Here is a 17,252-nt window from a genome sequence, read left to right on the forward strand (position 1 = left end):
CGCATTCCCAACGGGCTTAATGGGCGGATAGGGACGAAAATCTCGTAAATTCAGTTATCTCGGGTTTCTACTATGTACCAAAGGACAGGGTTGGCACGCCGCCGTCTCACGGGGCTGGACGTCCGGCCAGGTCGAGCAGCGTCGCGGCGAGGGCCTCCGGCGCCGAGTAGAAGGGCGAATGATCGCAGTCCAGCGTCGCCACCGTGGCGCAGGGCCAGGCCGCCTGCATCGCCCGCTGGGTGGCCAGCGGGATGGTCCGGTCCTGGCGGCACTCGACATAGTGGCGCGGCACGCGTCCGAAGCGTTCGGCGGTGACCCGCACCGGGCTGCGCAGCACGCCGCGCGGTTCCGGGCCGAGCCGGTCGATGGCGCGGGCGGTCCAGTCGGGTGGCGTGGTGTTGTACAGCGCCGGCCCGACATCCGCCGCCGCGATCGTGCAGGTGCCGTCGTCGTGGCGCGCGATGTCCACGCTGGCCGCCCCGGCCGCATTGGCCAGGGTGTCGCGCACCGAGGTCCCGTCGGGCAAGAGCAGCGCCGCGACATAGACCAGCCCCGCCACCCGTTCGGGCCAGCGCTCGGCGACCTCGCTGATCACCGCGCCGCCGCGGCTATGGCCGACCAGGACCACCGGCGCCGGTTCGGTCTGGAGCGCCGCCCCGATCTGCTCGACCCAGCCCGCCAGTGTGGCCTCGGCGGCGCGGGCCTGATCGGCCCCCATGCCGTGCAGTTCGGGGGCGAGCGCGCGGTGTCCCGCCGCCGCGAGCAGCGGGATCACGCGTTCCCAGCACCACGCGCCGTGCCAGGCCCCGGGGATCAGGACGAAGGTGGTCATGTGGCCGGGCGCGTGCCGGGGGAGGGGAGGGCTGGTGCCTGGAGCATGTCCTTGCCGGGTGGTCTGCGCGGACAGGCTAATGCTCCCGTCGGGCAGGGACAAGCGGGGCGGGACAACCCGTTGATCCGCGAGGGCTTGCGCCCCGCGCCGGGCTGGCGGATAGGGCCGCGCTCGCGCTCGTCAGGACTCGACTTTGCCATGACCCAGGATGCCCTTTTCCACCGTGACGGCGCCAGCCTGATGCCCCAGCCCGGTGCGCGCGGCTACTGGACGCCGGATTCGGTCGATGGCCGGGCGCTGGTGGGCCTGTTGGCCCACGAGATCGAGCAGCGCCATGGCGGCGGCGAGCTGGTGCCGGCGCGGCTCACGGTCGATCTCCACCGCCTTGTGCGCATGCAGCCTTTGCGGATTGCCACGCGGGTGATCCGCGATGGCGCCCGCCTGCGGCTGATCGAGGCGACGCTCTCGGTCGGCGAGGACGAGTATGCCCGTGCGCTGTGCCAGCTGCTGCGCCCGGCACCGGTCCCGCCGGGCAAGGTCTGGCCCGGCGATGCGCTGTGGTCGGCCCCGGCGCCCGATGCGCTGCCCACGGTGAGCGGCGGCACCGCACTTTGGGGCGCCGATGTGCGGGTGATCGAGGGGTCGATGGGTGGCTATGGCCCGCGCCGGATTTGGCTGCGCAATGTGCTGCCCCTGGTGCACGGCGAGCCCCTGACCCCCTTCGCCCGGGTCGGCTACGCGGCCGACTTCGCCAGCCCGCTGGCCCACTGGTCCGATCTGGGCGTGCATTACATCAATACGGATGTGACCGCACAGCTGCACCGTCTTCCGCGCGGCGAGTGGATCGGCCTCGAGGCCACGCGTCATGACGCCTCGCAGGGTATCGCGATCGGCAACTGCCGGCTTTACGACGAGCACGGCGCGATCGGCCAGGTGAGCATCACGGCGCTGACCAACCAGCGCGGCTAGCCGCGCCCCTGCCACGCCCGTCCGCCTGACCTGTCGGCGGATCGCGCCTTTCTTGATCTGCGTCAATTGCGGCCGCCCTCGCGGCCGCTAGGTGTCTGCCTGCGGCTATTTTGCGAATCATTATCAATTACGTTATTGCAAATCACTCGCAATAGCCGTAGGTGGCCGCTCAGATTACGAAGGAAGGGACGTTGATGACCAAGCTGCTGCTCGCCACCGCGACGCTGGCCCTGCTGCCGGCCCTGGCGCCTGCAGCGGCCGCTGCTGCCGCCGAGGATGAAGCCAATGGTCCGATCATCGTCACCGGCCATGTCGGCGGCTACAAGGCCGACAGCTCGAGCAGCGCCACGCGCACCGATACGCCGCTGATCGACGTGCCCCAGTCGATCACCGTGGTCACTCGCGACCGCCTGGACGATCAGGCCCAGCTCAGCATGGCCGAAGTCCTGCGTTACGTTCCCGGCACCACGGTGGGGCAGGGCGAGGGCAACCGCGACCAGATCACGCTGCGCGGTCAGAACTCCACCGCGGACTTCTTCCTCGATGGCGTGCGCGACGACGTCCAGTATTACCGCGGGCTCTACAACATCGAACGGGTCGAGGTCCTCAAGGGGCCCTCGGCGCTGATCTTCGGGCGCGGCGGTGGCGGCGGCGTGATCAACCGCGTGCAGAAGACCCCGATCGCCGGGCAGGTGCTGACCGCCGCCAACGCCAGCGTCAATTCCTTCGGGGACTGGACCGTGGCGGCCGACGTCAACCTGCCTCTGGCCGCGAGCACGGCCCTGCGGGTGAACGGCGAATACGAGCAGCTGCGCAACCACCGCGATTTCTACGCGGGTGAGCGCTATGCGGTGAACCCCACGATCGGTGCCGATCTCGGGCGCTGGAAGGTGGGCCTGTCGTACGAATATGTGAAGGACGACCGGGTCACCGACCGCGGCGTGCCCTCGGTGGCGACCGCCACGGGTCAGCCCAACACGCCGCTCACCGGCTATCGCGATACCTTCTTCGGCGTGCCCGAGGCCAACCGCACCGGGCTGACCGCCCATGTCGTCCGGGCGCGGGCCGACGGCGAGTTGACCGACAACCTGACCTGGTCGAACACCCTGCTCTACGGCGACTATGACAAGTACTACGGCAATGTCTTTGCCAATGGCCCGGCCAACCTGGTGACCGGCGCCGTCCCGCTGGGCAACTATTTCGACGCGACCCAGCGGCGCAATCTGATCGCCCAGAGCAACCTGGTGTGGAAGGCGCGGGTCGGTGCGATCGAGAACACCCTGCTGCTGGGCCTTGAGGCGAGCAACCAGCACACCGCCAGCCAGCGGCTCAACGGCACGCTTTCGGCCACCACGCTCAACCTGCAGAGCCTCATCTACCCGACCGTGGTGTTCAGCACCCCGGCGCGCAACACCGTGTCGGACGTGGATGTGGTGTCGGTCTATGCCCAGGACCAGCTCGGCCTCGGGCGGCACGTCGACCTGCTGCTCGGCCTGCGCTTCGACAGCTTCCGGATCACCGGGACCGACCTGCTCGGTACCCCGCGCCCCTTCGCCCGGACCGATCGCAGCGTCAGCCCGCGGCTCGGTCTGGTGCTCAAGCCGCGCGAGAACGTCTCGATCTACGGCAGCTTCAGCAAGTCGTTCCTGCCGCGCTCGGGCGAGCAGTTCCTCAGCCTCTCGACCACCACCCAGAACCTCGCCCCCGAAAGCTTCACCAACTACGAGGTGGGGGCCAAGTGGGACCTGCCCCAGGGCCTCAGCCTGACGGCGGCGGCCTTCCAGCTCGACCGCAGCAACGCGACGACGCCGGACCCGACCAACCCCGTGGTCAGCATCAACATCGGCGGCACCCGCACGCGCGGGTTCGAAGTGGGAGCGAGCGGCCGGATCCTCCCGCAGTGGCAGATCAGCGGCGGCTACACGTTCCAGGATGCCCATTTGCAGGGCAACGATGCGGTCCGTCTTGCCCAGGTGCCGCGCCACCAGTTCGCGCTGTGGAACCGCTATGACCTGACCGGGCGTCTCGGCGCCGGCGTCGGGGTGGTTCACCAGTCGAGCCAGTTCGCCGCGATCCGCACCTTGCCGACCACCACGCTGGTCCCGGCCTTCACCCGGGTCGACGCGGCGGTCTACGCCAGCCTGACGCCGCGCATCGACCTGCAGGTCAACATCGAGAACGTGCTCAACACGGCCTATTTCGCCGCCGCGCACAACAACGACAACATCACCCCCGGCGCGCCGCGCAACGCCCGCCTGACCCTGCGGGTGAAGTACTGAGCCGCAGCCCCCCGGCTCCACCCAGACTCTCCCCCGGCCGATCCCCCCCGGCCGGCGCCCCCGGACCCCAGGGTCCGGGGGTTAACCTTGTCCGTCAAGAACACTGAACCGCAGCTTGCAGCGCGCCTCACGCCGCGTTCAGTTGCCGTGCGCGAAATCGTCCTGGCCCCACCCAAGCGGGCCGCATCAGAAGGAATCGCGTCATGATCATCCGTGCCAAATCCGCTGCGCTCGCCGGTGCCCTGCTGCTCGCCGGCGGCCTTGCCGTCCCCGCCCAGGCCGGTCCCTGGACCCAGGCCCATCCGCGCCAGGCGCAGGTCCTGGCGCGCACCCATCACCAGGCCGTGCGGATCAACCACCAGCGCCGCGAAGGCGATCTGACCGGTGCCGAGGCCCGCGCGCTGCGCAGCTCGAACCGCGCGATCGTCCAGCAGACCCGCGCCTATGCCAAGGACAACGGCGGCTACATCACCCGCGCCGAGCAGCGCACGCTCAACCAGCAGCTCAATGCGCAGAGCCGGGCGATCGGCCGCTGAGCCGCAGCCCATCCTGACGCCTGCCCCGCAGGCCGGGTCGCGCCGCGACCCGATGCGGGGCAAGGCGGCGGGCATGACCACCGCGCCTGCCCCCGCCTTTCCCCTGACCCGTGCCGCCGCGCTGGCGCGGCTGGAGACGTTCCTCCCCCTGGCCGGAGTAGCCTATGCTCGCGACCGCAACCGGGTGGCGCGCGCCGGGCAGCACCATGCGGTCTCGCGCCTGTCCGCCGCCTTGCGCCGCCGGGTGGTGAGCGAGGCCGAGGTGGTCGCCGCGGTGCTGGCGGTCCACGGACCGGATGCGGCCGCGAGCTTCATCAGCGAGGTGTTCTGGCGCACCTACTGGAAGGGCTGGCTCGAGGCCCGGCCCGCCGTGTGGCACGCCTACCGGGCCGCCGCGACCCGGGCGCCGCGCGCGCCGCTTGCCGCGGCACTGGCCGGGACCACCGGGATCCACGCCTTCGATGCCTGGCACGCGGAACTGGTCGAGACCGGCTGGCTGCACAACTGGGCGCGGATGCAGTTCGCCTCGATCTGGGTGCACACGCTCGGGCTCGACTGGGCGGCCGGGGCCGCCTTCATGGCCGGGCACCTGATCGACGCCGATCCCGCCTCGAACACGCTGTCGTGGCGCTGGGTGGCCGGGCTGCACACCGCGGGCAAGGCTTATCTCGCCGATGGGGCGCGGATCGCCGCGATGACCGGGGGGCGCCTTGGCGCGGCGGGGCTCGCCACCGGCCCGCGCATTCCGGCCGCCGATCCGCTGCCCGCGCCCGCCGCGCCGCGCCCGCCGCGACCCTGGCTGGCTGGCCGGCCCAGCGTGTTGCTGCTCACCCCCGAGGATCTCTCCCCCGAGACCGCCGCGCCGGACGGGCTGGCGGTGACTGCGGTGCTGGCTCCGCAGGCGCTGTTCCCCACCCAGGCCGATCGCGTCGCCGGAGACGATGCGCTGGCCCGCGCGGCGGAGCACTGGGGCTGTGTGGCCGAATGGGTGCCCGACCTTTCCGCCGTCGCGGCGCGGGCCGAAGCCCAGATCGTCACGCCCTTCGCCCCGGTCGGCCCGGTGGCCCTGGCGCTCGAAGCCTTCGCTGCCGGCCTGCCGCCGGGCTGCACGCTGGGCGAGTGGCAGCGCGGCTGGGACCGCGCCGCCTGGCCGCACTGCCGCAAGGGCTATTTCGCCCTGCGCCAGGCGATCCCGACGCTGATCGCCGGGCTCTAGCCCGGGCGGGCGGGATCCTCGGGCAGGGGAATGAACTCCTGATCATCGAGATCGGGCAGCTTCATCCGCCCGGCGCGCCAGTCGGCCGCGGCCTGGTCGATCCGCTCCTGCCGCGAGGACACGAAGTTCCAGTAAAGGAAGCGCGGCCCCACCGGCTCGCCGCCCAGCACCATCACCCGCGCCCCGGCCTCCGAGCCGATCGCCCCGGCCGTCGCGCCCAGCACCAGCATCTGTCCGGCGCCCCAGGTCCGCCCGTCCAGCGTGATCGTGCCCTGCGCGACATAGAGCGCGCGTTCGCTGTAGCCGCCCGGCAGCTCGGCCGTGGCACCGGGCGCCAGCGTCAAGGCGGCATAGACCATCGGCGAGAACACCGGTGCGCCCGCGGTCAGGCCATAGCCGCTGCCGGCGATCAGCTGGCCGCGCACCCCGGCGTGGTCCCAGGTCGGCAGGCTGTCGCCGGCCAGGTGCGTGAAGGCCGGATCGCATTCCTCGTCCGCCTCAGGCAGGGCCACCCAGGCCTGGATGCCGTGGAGGTGATCGCCCGCCGCGCGCGCCTTCTCGAAGCGCTCGCTGTGGGTGATGCCGCGCCCGGCGGTCATCCAGTTGACCTCGCCCGGGCGCACCGCGATCTCCGAGCCAACGCTGTCGCGGTGCATCAGTTCGCCGTCGAACAGATAGGTCACGGTCGAGAGCCCGATATGCGGATGAGGGCGGACATCGACACTGCGGTCGACACCGCGGGCCAGGTCCATCGGTCCCATGTGGTCGAAGAAGACGAAGGGACCCACCATCCGCCGCTTGGCGAAGGGCAGCACCCGGCCGACCTCGAGGCCGCCGCCGAGGCTGCGCCGCCGCTGCTCTATCACCATCTCGATCATGCCGGGCTCCCTGTCGTGTCGCGTGCCATCCCGCCGCGCGCCATGGTGCCCGCTCCGGCCGCGCAAGACAAACCCCGCGTGACGCCGCGTGACGCCGCGGGGGCTGCGGCTCAGGTGTCGCGCGGCGGGATCGCGCCGCGGCGCATGATCGTCCAGCCGGCCAGCGCATGGCCCTGTCGCGCTGCTGCGACCGGGGCCGCGCCGCGCAGCCGGGCGGCGAGGTAGCCGCCGTTGAAGGCGTCGCCGGCGCCGCTGGTGTCGACCGGGGCCAGCACCTCGTCCGGCGGGCAGGGCGTGCCGTCGGGGAGACGGCAGCCTGCGCCGCCGAGCTTGACCACAGTCTCGGCGCAGCCAAGCCCCCGCCAGTGCGCCGCGATCGCGGCGGGATCGGGATCGGCGCCGAGCAGGACCTCGTCATCGCGCGTCGGCAGGCCGATCGTCGCCACCGCGATCGCGGCGTCGCGCGCCGCGCGGGCCGTCGCCGCATCGGGCCAGAGCCGGGCGCGGTAGTTGCCGTCGAATGCCACCTGGCCGCCGCGCGCCCGCACCGCCCGGGCCAGTGCGAGCAGCGCGGCGCGGCCCTCCTCGGGCAGGATCGCCAGCGAGATCAGCGAGAAGCCGAGCAGGTCGCAGTGTTCCGCCCGGGCGCAGGCGGCGGCGCTGTCCGCGCAGGCGAACAGGCGCCGCGCCGCGCTCTCGCCGCGCCAGTAGGTGAAGCTGCGCTCACCGGCCGCATCGCAGCTGATCGCGTAGAGCCCGGGATGGCGCGCGGGGTCGGTCAGCATCAGGCTGGTGTCGAGCCCCTCGGCCGCCCAGCGCGCGATCAGGTCACGGCTGAACGGATCGTCGCCCAGCGCGGTGAGGAAGGCCGTGTCGATCCCGGCGCGGGCGAGGTGGATCGCGGTGTTGAGCGTGTCGCCGCCATAGGCCAGCTGCCAGCCGCCGGCCGTGGCCGACAGCTCGAGCATCGCCTCGCCGACCAGGACGACGCGGCTCATGGCTGCTCCGGTCCGGCCGCAGGCGAAGGGGAGGGCGTCAGGGTCATGCCGGGGCTCCTAGTGCTGGCAGCGCCGCCGACGTGGCGAAGCGCTTTCGGTCTGTCAAGTTACCCGGTATTGGTAATACCATTTTGCGCGACACGAACGGATACGATCCGGCAATGCACCGCTGCGCCGCCTGTGGCACGCTGCACTGGCGGGATCAGGCCGCGGCGGGACGATCTCGCCGGTTGCCGCGCCGCCGCCGCAGGAGTAGCCTGCGACGTTCGGGACGCCCACCCGCCAGAGGGGGCGCCCGCCGGGAACGAGTGATGGCTGGAAGGGAGTCGGATCGATGCTGGGACTGATGCAGGACTGGCCGCTGACGGTGGACCGCATGATCGACCACGCGGCCACGGTGCACGGCGCGCGCGAGGTCGTCACCCGCCGCCTCGACGGGTCGCTCCACCGCACCACCTACCGCGACATCCGCGACCGCGCGCAGCGCCTGTCGGCGGCACTGCAAGGGCTGGGCATCGGCGTTGGTGACCGGGTCTCGACCCTCGCCTGGAACAGCGAGCGGCACGTCGAGTGCTGGTTCGGCACGATGGGCATCGGCGCCGTGCTGCACACGCTCAACCCGCGGCTGCATCCCGCCCAGCTGGCCTGGATCGCGCGCGACGCGGGCAGCCGGGTGCTGGTGCTCGACACGACCTTCGTCCCGCTGGTCGAGGCCATCCGCGAGCACCTGCCTTTCGAGCATTACGTGATCATCGCCGATGCCGCCGACATGCCGGCCAAGAGCCTCGGCGCGCTGTGCTACGAGGACTGGCTGGCGGCGGCCAGCGGGCCGGTGCGCTGGGGCGGGTTCGACGAACGCTCGGCCTGCGGGCTGTGCTACACCTCGGGGACCACCGGCGATCCGAAAGGGGTGCTCTACTCGCACCGGTCGAACGTGCTCCACGGGATGATCGGCATGTCGGGCGGCGGCATCGGGGTGAGCGCGCAGGACACGGTCCTGCCGGTCGTGCCGATGTTCCATGCCAATGCCTGGGGCCTGGTGTTTTCCTGCCCGGCGGCCGGGGCCAAGCTGGTGATGCCCGGCGCACGGCTCGACGGGGCGTCGGTCTATGAGCTGCTCGACCGCGAGCGGGTGACGCTCACCGCCGCCGTGCCCACCGTGTGGCTCGCCCTGCTGCAGTACCTGCGGCAGGAGCAGCTCAAGCTGCCCTGGCTGCGCCGGGTGGTGATCGGCGGGGCGGCCCTGCCGGAAACCATCCTGCGCGGTTTCGAGGACGAGTTCGGGGTCGAGGTGATCCACGCCTGGGGAATGACCGAGACCTCGCCGATCGGCACGGTCTGCACCTTGCCGGCGGCGCTGGCCGAGGCGGACCATGAGCGCCAGATCGCCTACCGGCTCAAGCAGGGCCGTCCGCCCTTCGGGGTCGAGCTCAAGCTGGTCGACGAGGCCGGCGCCGAGCTGCCGTGGGACGGCGAGACCCAGGGGCGCCTGCTGGTGCGCGGAGCCGCGGTGGCTTCGGGCTATCTCAACGGCGCGGGCGGCCAGATCCTCGATGCCGACGGCTTCTTCGATTCGGGCGATGTCGCGACGATCGACCCGCACGGCACCATGCAGATCACCGATCGTGCCAAGGACGTGATCAAGTCCGGCGGCGAATGGATCAGCTCGATCGAGCTCGAGAACCTCGCGCTGCTCCATCCCGGGGTGGCCAATGCCGCGGCGATCGGGGTGCCCGATCCGAAGTGGGACGAGCGCCCGGTGCTGGTGATCGAGCCGCGTCCCGGCGCCACGGTCACCGCCGACGAGCTGCGCGCGCTGCTGGACGGGCGGGTCGCGCGGTGGTGGATGCCCGACGATTACCTGTTCGTCGAGACGATCCCGCTGGGTGCGACCGGCAAGGTCAACAAGCTGCTGCTGCGCGAGCAGATCCGCGCGCGCTATACCCCGGCCGCCGCCGCGGAATAGGCTGCGGGCTCAGCCCAGTTCGGGGAGCAGGAAGGCGCCTGCCACCCCCAGCATGACCAGCGCGAACAGCCGGCGCACCGTGCGGGTGCGCCGCGCGTCGGCCAGCCAGGCATGGGCGCGGCCCCCCGCGGCCACGATCAGCAGATGGATCGCGGTGGCAATCGCCGCACTGATCAGCGCCAGCAGCAGGGCGCCGCGCAGCTCGAGCGCCGCGCCGTTGAGGAACTGCGGCGCGACCACCACGAAGAACAGATAGGCCTTGGGGTTGAGCAGGTTGAGCAGCGCTCCGGCGGCGAAGGCGCGCCCGGTGGACGGGGCCGGGCCGCGGCCATCGCCCACGGCGGTGCCGGCGCCGCGCCAGGTGTCGAACGCCAGCCATGCCATCATCGCCGCGCCAGCGCCGCGCAGGACGGTCCACAGCTGCGGCGCCGCGGCCAGCAGCGCGGCCAGCCCCAGCGCGGCAAGGACCCCGTTGGCGAGCAGTCCCAGGGCGACCCCGGCCACCGCCGCCTGACCGGCGCGCCGCCCCTCGGTCGCGGCGAGGCCGGCCAGCCAGGCCATGTTGGGCCCGGGGGTCAGTTCGATCAGCACGACAGCAAGGGCAAAGCCGAGATAGTCCAAGGGCGCTCCCGGGCCGCGGCGCGGATCGCGCCGGGTGGATGACCCTGCGGGCTTACCCCTGTCCTGCCGCAGCGCAAGCCGTTCGATGCGGCCGGCAGTGGGACCATGGCGGCACGGCGGTGCGGCGTGTAGGATCGCCCGGCAGGCAAGCGGGGGAGGGGCCATGGCATTGCACATCCGGGCGGCGCGGGACGGCGATGCCGCGGCGATCGCGGCGATCTATGCCGCCCATGTCCTGACCGGCACGGCAACCTTCGATACCGTCCCGCGCAGCCTGGCCGACTTCGCCGCCAAGATCGTGGAGAGTGCGGCGCGCGGCTGGCCCTTCCTCGTCGCCGAGGCCGAGGGCACCGTGCTGGGCTATGCCTATGCCGCGCCGTTCCGCGATCGCGCGGCCTACGCCGCGACCTGCGAGGATTCGATCTACGTCGCCGCCGGGCGGACCGGCGAGGGGATCGGCACCGGCCTGCTTGGCGCGCTGCTGGTCGCGGCCGAGGCTGCGGGGTTCCGCCAGATGATCGCGGTGATCGGCGGGGGCGAGCCGGCCTCGATCGCCCTCCATGCCCGGCTTGGCTTCGCCCCGGCCGGACGGCTGCGCGCGGTCGGGCGCAAGTTCGGGCGGTGGCTCGACACGGTCTACATGCAGGCCCCGCTCGGGGCCGGTGACAGCGCCCCGCCACCCGTCGAGCCCTGAGTGCGCCCGTCGCGACGCATGGCGCTCCGGCGCGGCCGGCTTGCGATACCGTGGCCGATGCTCAGGCCGGTTGTGCGCAAGGCCGTGATCGCGGGTCCTCTTGCGCCGTGCGGTGAGGTCTCAGGATCCTCGTTCGGTGGCAGGCATGGTGTTCGCCGCGTGCCTTGCTACACCAAGGGCGAGCAAGGCCGCGCCGCGGCCTGTCAAGGGAGTGGACGGTTGGTCCGACGCCTGTTCATGACGCTGGTCGCGGTGCTGCTTGGCGGCGGACCCGGCCCGGCCTTGGCCCAGACCGGGCCGGGTCTCGCCAACCTCGCGGTGGTCGCTCCGGTGCAGGCCTGTGCCGATCTGGCCTCGGTCGATCTGTCGGCTGCGGCCGGGGCGGCCACGCGGATCGAGGCCGCGCGCGAGGTCGCCGGGGCGCGGCCCTACTGCGAGGTCACCGGCACGGTGGCCCGCGCGATCCGCTTCGCGGTTCGCCTGCCCCTGCAGGGCTGGACCCAGCGCTATCTCCAGACCGGGTGCGGCGGCCTGTGTGGCACGCTGCGGATCAATGTCGACAAGGCCGAGGGCTGTGCCCCGGTCACCGACGGCAGCGTGGCGCTCGCCTCCACCGACATGGGGCATCAGGGGATGGATCCGGCCTGGGGCGAAAATGCCGATCAGCGCGCTGACTTCGCCTGGCGCGGGGTGCACGTCACCAGCCTGGTCGCCAAGGCGCTGATCCGGGCGTTCTATGGAGTCCCGCCGCGCTATGCCTATTTCTCGGGCTGCTCGGACGGCGGGCGCGAGGCGCTGATCGCGGCGCAGCGCTTCCCCGACGATTTCGACGGCATCGCCGCCGGCGCGCCGGCGCTGAACTTCACCGTGCAGAACAGCTTCCACCACGCCTGGCTGGCCCGCGCCAACACCGGGCCCGATGGCAAGGCCCTGCTCACCGCGGTCGACATGCCGCCGCTGCATGCCGCCGTGCTGCGGGCCTGCGACGCGCGCGACGGGCTGGTGGACGGCCAGATCACCGATCCGCGCGCCTGCCGCTTCGACCCCGCACAGGTCCGGTGCCGCGGCGCCTATCGGCCTGGCCAGTGCCTCACCGCCCGGCAAGTGGCCGCGGCCCGGCTGATGTACCAGGGCGCGCGCAGCCCGGCGGGCGAGCGGCTCGAGGTCGGGCCGCTGCAACCGGGCAGCGAGCTCGAGTGGGTCGGGGTCTTCGTGCCGCGCGAGCCGGGCGGGGCGATCCGCAGCGCAGACATGGCGCTCGGCACGATCAATCACCTGCTGTATACGCCCAACCCCAGCTACAGCATCGCCTCTTATCCCTTCACCGCGGCGGAGTTCGTCCGGCAGGAACCGGCCCGCCGGCTGTACAGCGCCGATGATCCCGACCTTGGCCGCTTCGCCGCCCGGGGCGGCAAGCTGATCCTGTGGCATGGCTGGGCCGATCCGCACATCAGCCCGCTCAACACGATCGACTACTTCGCGCAGGTGGGGGCCACGCTGGGCACGGCCGCGCGCGACCGCTTCACCCGCCTGTTCCTCTTTCCCGGCATGGGACACTGTTCGGGCGGCGATGGCCCGAGCCAGTTTCCCCTGCTTGCCGCGCTGATGGCCTGGGTGGAAGGCGGTGCCGCGCCGCAGGTCATGATCGCCCGCCGCGCCGGGTCCACCGCAATGGGTCGGCCGGCCGAGTTCGCGCCGCCACCGGGCGGCATGGGGGCCGTCGCGGCTCCGCAGTCCGGCGCGGCCGAGCCCGCGCCGCGGTCGCGACCGGTCTACCCCTATCCGGCGATCGCGGTCTATCGCGGTGCAGGATCCCTTGATGAGGCTGCCAGCTTCGTGTCGAGGACGCCGCCGCAGCGTGAAGACCGGCAGGCCTGGATCGGCGCGCGCATGACCCCGGCAAAGCGGCCTTGACAATAAATCTACTTAGGTAGACTTATGGCACATGGTTCGCTCCCGCACGCTTTCGCCCCATGCCCGGATGGTTCTTGCCGTGCTGCTCGCGGCGGGGGAGCGCTGGTCGCATGGCTATGAGCTGGCGCGGCTGGCCGGCATCAAGTCCGGGACACTCTACCCGCTGCTGATCCGGCTCGAGGCGCAGGGCTATCTCGAGGCGGAGTGGCAGCAGCCCGCCGCGGGTGGGCGGCCGCCGCGTCATGCCTATCGCCTGACTGCGGCCGGGGTGCAGCTGGCCCGCGCCCATCCGCCCGGCACCCCGGCCCAGGATCCGGCGCGCCCGCGCGGGGTGACGACGTGAGCGGCGGGCTGCGCCGGCGCCTCGCCGATGCCGTCTGCCGGGTGCTGCAGGCGGCGCTGCCCGACACGCTGCGCGACTGGGGCCGGGCGATCCGCCACGAGACCGCCGCCATCCCCGACGCTACCCGCGCCCTCGCCTTCGCGCTGGGCAGCCTGTGCGGGCTCCTGCCGCAGGCGCTGGCCGCGCGGGCGCGCGCTGCTGCCGCCAGCGCCCTGTCCCCTTTCGTCCCTCACACCGGGAGCCGCCACCTGATGACCCTGATCACCACCCTCGCCGGTCGCCCGCGCGCGGTCGGCCTGTGCTGTGCCACCGGCGCGGTTGCGCTCGGGCTGGTCTACCTCACCCTGGCCGGCGCGCCGCCGCGCTATCTCGCGCTCAACCTGGGGGCCTGGACCCTCGGGGTCACGCTGCTCTGCGCGCTTGGCAGCCTGCCTTCGCGCGGCTGGCAGCGGCACGGCGCGCTGCTGGTGGCGATGGCGGCCATCCTGCTGGCGACCGGACTGATCGGCAGCAGCGTCGCCGGGGCGGCGCGTTGGCTCCGCCTGGGGGGTCTGGCGCTGCAACCCAGCCTGGTCCTGCTGCCGGGAATGCTCGTCGCCAGCGCCCGCGGCGCCGACCGCCTGGCCGCGGCCGGACTGACCACGGCGGCTCTGGGGCTGACCGCCCTGGCCCTGGCGATCCAGCCCGACCGGGCCATGGCCGGCGTGCTCGTCGCGGCGCTGGGCGTGCTTGCCCTGCGCCGCCCGCAGCCGCCCGTCGCCGCCGCGCTCGCGGTCGGACTTGGCGGTTTCGCCGTGACCCTGCTGCGCGCCGACGCCCTCCCGGCCGTGCCCTTTGTCGATCAGGTGCTGTCCGGCGCCTTCGCCGTGCACCCGCTCGCCGGGCTCGCGGTCCTGATCGGGGCCGGGCTGCTGGTTGTCCCGGCGCTGGTCGGCTGGGCCCGTGACCCGGCGAACCGGACGAGCTACGCGGTCTTCGGCGTGGTCTGGGCAGGCGTGATCGCGGCGGCGGCGCTGGGCAACTACCCGACCCCGCTGGTCGGCTACGGCGGCAGCGCGATCCTCGGCTATGCCCTGAGCCTGTTAGCCTTGCCGCGCCGTGCCGGTGCGGCGGAGGAGGCCGGTGCGTCCCGGCCGGGCCAGACGGTCGAGACTCGCGGCGGGCGGGGCGCGAACCTCCTTCACAAGCCGGCCTGATACGCAACATGGCCTTAGGTGCCGGCCTCGTGCCAGGGATCGGCCATCGACATCTGCCCTCAGCCGTGGTCAGAGTACAGCCCCGGAAGCTGCACTTCTAACCAAGGCAAAACAAGAACATGGGACGGGCCAGACGATCCACTCTGCCTGGGATCGATCGCGAGGGGCTTGCGCGACTTGAGCATCATTTCGTGGCCCAGGAGCTCTACCGGCGCGATGATCTCACCGAACGACAGGCCCGGCTGGCGCGGGCGGTCAGCGGCTCGCTGATCCCCAAGCTGCTGCGTCTGCACGCCGAGGTGGTGCCCGAGGCGCCCCCGGTCGAGCACCTGATCGAGGCGCTTGCCCCGGATACCGCGCCGAATGCCGCCGATGTCTCGGCGCTGGCCGACATCATGCTGGGCAACGATCTCGAAGCCGCGGTCAGCTATGTGCTGGTGCTGCGCGACCGGGGCCTGTCGATGGAGCGCCTGTTCATCGATCTGCTCGAGCCGACCGCGCGCCAGCTGGGCGAACTCTGGGACAACGACGAGTGCGATTTCATCGATGTCACGCTGGGGGTGGCCCGGCTGCAGAAGCTGCTGGCCAGCTTCAACGAGACCCATCGCCTGCCCGCTCTGGCTGACCGGCGCCAGATCCTGATGGCCATGGCACCCGGCGATCAGCACTTCTTCGGGGCTTCGATGGTCGAGCGCTTCCTGCGTGCGGCGGGCTGGTCGGTCCACGCGGCCTTCGAAAGCACCCCGGCCCAGGTGGGCCGCGCGGCGCACACGCAGTGGTTCGCGGTGGCGGCGCTCACCATGGGCTCGGACAAGTCGATCGCCGCGCTCCGGGACATGATCACGCTGATCCGGGCGCAGTCGCAGAACCCGGACATCGGCATCCTGGTCGGCGGTGCGCCGTTCACGGCCAACCCGGCGTTGGCCGATGAGGTCGGCGCCGATGCCACGGCAATCAACGCGCCTGCGGCGGTGCTGATGGCGCAGAAGCTGTTCGACGCGGCGGCCTCCCGGCCCGGCGCTGCCGCGCTGGGCTGACCCGGGCTCCCCGCGCGGCCCGGGCGGACGCAGCAGAACAGGACTTCGCGATGGACTTCGACGACCAGCTCCGGCGCTACTTCGCCACGGCCGACCTGGCGGCGATCTCGCCTGATGCGTTGCAGGCCGGGATCGAACAGATGCGGGTCGATCTCGGGCTCGAGGCCGACCGGGCGCGGCGCTTCGCCTTGTGGAGCCTGCTCTACATGCTCGGCGCCGGGCCCGATCTCGACATCGCCTTCAAGGATCCCGCGGACCGCGATGCCGCGCGCGATTTCATGGCGCTGGTCGACCGCGCGGCTCCGGACTAGGCGCGCCGGCCTCCACGGCATCCCGTCGCCGCGGCCCCGCCATCACAGGGCGCGGTAGTCGCTGCAGTCCGGCAGCGGCGCCTCGGGGGTGAAGCGGCCGGTGGCCGGATCGAACCGCAGCAGCCGCGTGAACGTGCAGGCCGGGTCGGTCACCCGCACCAGGTCGCCCTTGCGCAAGGGCCGCGCGGCCAGCGAATCCGCCCCGCGTGAGACCGCGCCCGGGTAGGAGGTGGCCAGGGCGCGATAGCGCAGGACCGGCGCCCCCGGGGTTCCGCCGGGGGCCAGCTCGAGGCTGGCGGCATAGCCGTATTCGTCATGGCAGGCGCCGCGCCGCTGGCGGACGTCCTTCTCGCTGAAGCAGGCGCGGATCAGCGCATTGGCGTCCCATGGCAGGTCGATCGCCGGTTCGGCCGGACCGTCGCCGGCCGCGCGGTAGAGCGAGAGCCGCGCCGCGCTGGCGCCGCCGCCCGACAGCATCGCCCGTTCCTCGGTGATGACGCCGAACATCTCGCCGCCCCCGCCCAGCCGGATCAGGACCGGCCAGACGGTGAGCTCGCTGTGGTCGAAGCCGCTGTCGTGCGGCGGGTCGGGCAGGACGATTCGGTGGCTCGCGCCGGTCGCGGGAGTGGTGACGGTGGCGACGATCGCTTCGTCCTCGAACCCCAGCGCCACGCACCAGTCGCCGCTCGCGGTGCAGTGGCGTCCCGCCGCGTCGGGCTCCGGGGGCAGCGCCGTGATCCGGTTGCCGGCCGCATCGGCCACCAGGTCGCGCGGCGGGGCTCCCTCGGGCACCGGGGCAAGCTGCGCCACCGCGGTCACCAGATGGCAGTCGCGGCCCGCCGCCTTCGTCGCGAAGTCTTGCACGGCCAGCGCCGGGCGCCCGTCTTGCTCCTCATAGCGGCCGATCACCTCGGCATAGGCCGGGATCGGGCGGGCCCGGAAGCGGGCCACGGCACCCCGGCCGCCGGCAGGATCGTCGCGCAGGACATAGACGGTGCGGGCCAGATCGCAGCGCTCCAGCACCACTTCGCTACCGTTCAGCGTCAGGGTGCCGATGAACAGGTCAGACTCTGCCCGGAGCGGGGCCGCGGCGGCGAGTGCCGCGGCGGCACACAATGGCGCCACCAGACGATCCCAGGGATGAGGCCGGTGGCGCGCCGTCATGGAGATCCCCGCCGTGCGCGTACCACACGCGCCGCTGGCCACCAGGATGCGACGGGCCGCAGCCAATGGCAAGCCGGCAGCGCCCGGGACGCTACGCAAAAAGCCAGGACCTGGCCTCTTTGCAAGCCGGCCGGCATCGCCTATGCGCAGCGCGGGGGCGGTTTAACCGCTCGCTTAATCCGGTTTCCTGCCCGTTGCGGCTGCCTGCCGCGGGGCCTCATTTGCGGAAAGAGGCACGGCGATGAACATCCACGAATACCAGGCGAAGGAGCTGCTGGCGAAGTTTGGCGTCGGCATT

General features: G+C 72.2%; 16 protein-coding genes. 11 read left to right on the plus strand and 5 right to left on the minus strand.

The window, feature by feature from the left end; all coding sequences use genetic code 11:
- Positions 1-106: 106 nt before the first annotated feature.
- Positions 107-832, minus strand: a complete 726-nt coding sequence (locus H7F53_RS16395; RefSeq protein WP_185680591.1) for an alpha/beta fold hydrolase — start codon at positions 830-832, stop codon at positions 107-109.
- Positions 833-1,030: 198 nt separating this feature from the next.
- Between H7F53_RS16395 and H7F53_RS16400 the strand changes: the two genes are divergently transcribed.
- The 4 genes from H7F53_RS16400 (at position 1,031) to H7F53_RS16415 (ending at position 5,832) form a co-directional block, all read left to right on the plus strand.
- On the plus strand, positions 1,031-1,801 hold the full coding sequence (locus H7F53_RS16400; RefSeq protein WP_185680592.1) for an acyl-CoA thioesterase domain-containing protein: 771 nt from the start codon (positions 1,031-1,033) through the stop codon (positions 1,799-1,801).
- A 194-nt stretch (positions 1,802-1,995) separates the two neighbouring features.
- Positions 1,996-4,080 (plus strand): TonB-dependent receptor, encoded by a 2,085-nt coding sequence (locus tag H7F53_RS16405; protein ID WP_185680593.1) that lies wholly within the window; start codon positions 1,996-1,998, stop codon positions 4,078-4,080.
- Positions 4,081-4,283: 203 nt separating this feature from the next.
- Positions 4,284-4,616 (plus strand): hypothetical protein, encoded by a 333-nt coding sequence (locus tag H7F53_RS16410; RefSeq protein ID WP_221773787.1) that lies wholly within the window; start codon positions 4,284-4,286, stop codon positions 4,614-4,616.
- A 73-nt stretch (positions 4,617-4,689) separates the two neighbouring features.
- Positions 4,690-5,832 carry an FAD-binding domain-containing protein gene (locus H7F53_RS16415; RefSeq protein ID WP_185680594.1) on the plus strand — a complete coding sequence of 381 codons (1,143 nt, stop codon included), beginning with the start codon at positions 4,690-4,692 and terminating at the stop codon, positions 5,830-5,832.
- Here H7F53_RS16415 and H7F53_RS16420 read toward each other — a convergent pair.
- Positions 5,829-6,710 carry a pirin family protein gene (locus tag H7F53_RS16420; protein WP_185680595.1) on the minus strand — a complete coding sequence of 294 codons (882 nt, stop codon included), beginning with the start codon at positions 6,708-6,710 and terminating at the stop codon, positions 5,829-5,831. The genes H7F53_RS16415 and H7F53_RS16420 overlap by 4 nt on opposite strands.
- 110 nt (positions 6,711-6,820) lie before the next feature.
- Complete coding sequence (locus H7F53_RS16425; protein ID WP_185680596.1) at positions 6,821-7,708, minus strand: sugar kinase; 888 nt, start codon at positions 7,706-7,708, stop codon at positions 6,821-6,823.
- 334 nt (positions 7,709-8,042) lie between these two features.
- Here H7F53_RS16425 and H7F53_RS16430 point away from each other — a divergent pair, with 334 nt between their 5' ends.
- Entirely contained in the window at positions 8,043-9,674 is a 1,632-nt protein-coding gene (locus H7F53_RS16430) for a long-chain-fatty-acid--CoA ligase (protein WP_185680597.1), read from the plus strand.
- A gap of 9 nt (positions 9,675-9,683) precedes the next feature.
- Here H7F53_RS16430 and H7F53_RS16435 read toward each other — a convergent pair whose 3' ends face one another.
- Positions 9,684-10,295 carry a LysE family translocator gene (locus tag H7F53_RS16435; RefSeq protein ID WP_246438962.1) on the minus strand — a complete coding sequence of 204 codons (612 nt, stop codon included), beginning with the start codon at positions 10,293-10,295 and terminating at the stop codon, positions 9,684-9,686.
- Positions 10,296-10,458: 163 nt separating this feature from the next.
- Between H7F53_RS16435 and H7F53_RS16440 the strand changes: the two genes are divergently transcribed.
- From H7F53_RS16440 to H7F53_RS16465, 6 genes are all read left to right on the plus strand, one after another.
- Positions 10,459-10,989, plus strand: coding sequence for a GNAT family N-acetyltransferase (locus H7F53_RS16440; RefSeq protein WP_185680599.1), 531 nt, complete (start codon positions 10,459-10,461; stop codon positions 10,987-10,989).
- 219 nt (positions 10,990-11,208) lie between these two features.
- Positions 11,209-12,903, plus strand: coding sequence for a tannase/feruloyl esterase family alpha/beta hydrolase (locus H7F53_RS16445; protein ID WP_185680600.1), 1,695 nt, complete (start codon positions 11,209-11,211; stop codon positions 12,901-12,903).
- A 31-nt stretch (positions 12,904-12,934) separates the two neighbouring features.
- Complete coding sequence (locus tag H7F53_RS16450; protein ID WP_185680601.1) at positions 12,935-13,246, plus strand: PadR family transcriptional regulator; 312 nt, start codon at positions 12,935-12,937, stop codon at positions 13,244-13,246.
- Positions 13,243-14,442 (plus strand): FtsW/RodA/SpoVE family cell cycle protein, encoded by a 1,200-nt coding sequence (locus H7F53_RS16455; RefSeq protein ID WP_343062118.1) that lies wholly within the window; start codon positions 13,243-13,245, stop codon positions 14,440-14,442. The genes H7F53_RS16450 and H7F53_RS16455 overlap by 4 nt, the downstream gene beginning before the upstream one ends.
- A 191-nt stretch (positions 14,443-14,633) precedes the next feature.
- Positions 14,634-15,479, plus strand: a complete 846-nt coding sequence (locus tag H7F53_RS17950; protein WP_185680602.1) for a cobalamin-dependent protein — start codon at positions 14,634-14,636, stop codon at positions 15,477-15,479.
- A 50-nt stretch (positions 15,480-15,529) separates the two neighbouring features.
- A complete protein-coding gene (locus tag H7F53_RS16465; RefSeq protein ID WP_185680603.1) occupies positions 15,530-15,790 on the plus strand; it encodes a hypothetical protein in 261 nt (86 codons plus the stop codon).
- A gap of 42 nt (positions 15,791-15,832) precedes the next feature.
- Here the strand turns inward: H7F53_RS16465 and H7F53_RS16470 are convergent, their stop codons facing one another.
- Positions 15,833-16,954: a hypothetical protein gene (locus H7F53_RS16470; RefSeq protein ID WP_185680604.1), complete on the minus strand. Its 1,122-nt coding sequence runs from the start codon at positions 16,952-16,954 to the stop codon at positions 15,833-15,835.
- Between the last annotated feature and the right edge of the window lie 298 nt (positions 16,955-17,252).

It is taken from the genome of Novosphingobium piscinae, from assembly GCF_014230355.1.
Classification (GTDB): domain Bacteria; phylum Pseudomonadota; class Alphaproteobacteria; order Sphingomonadales; family Sphingomonadaceae; genus Novosphingobium; species Novosphingobium piscinae.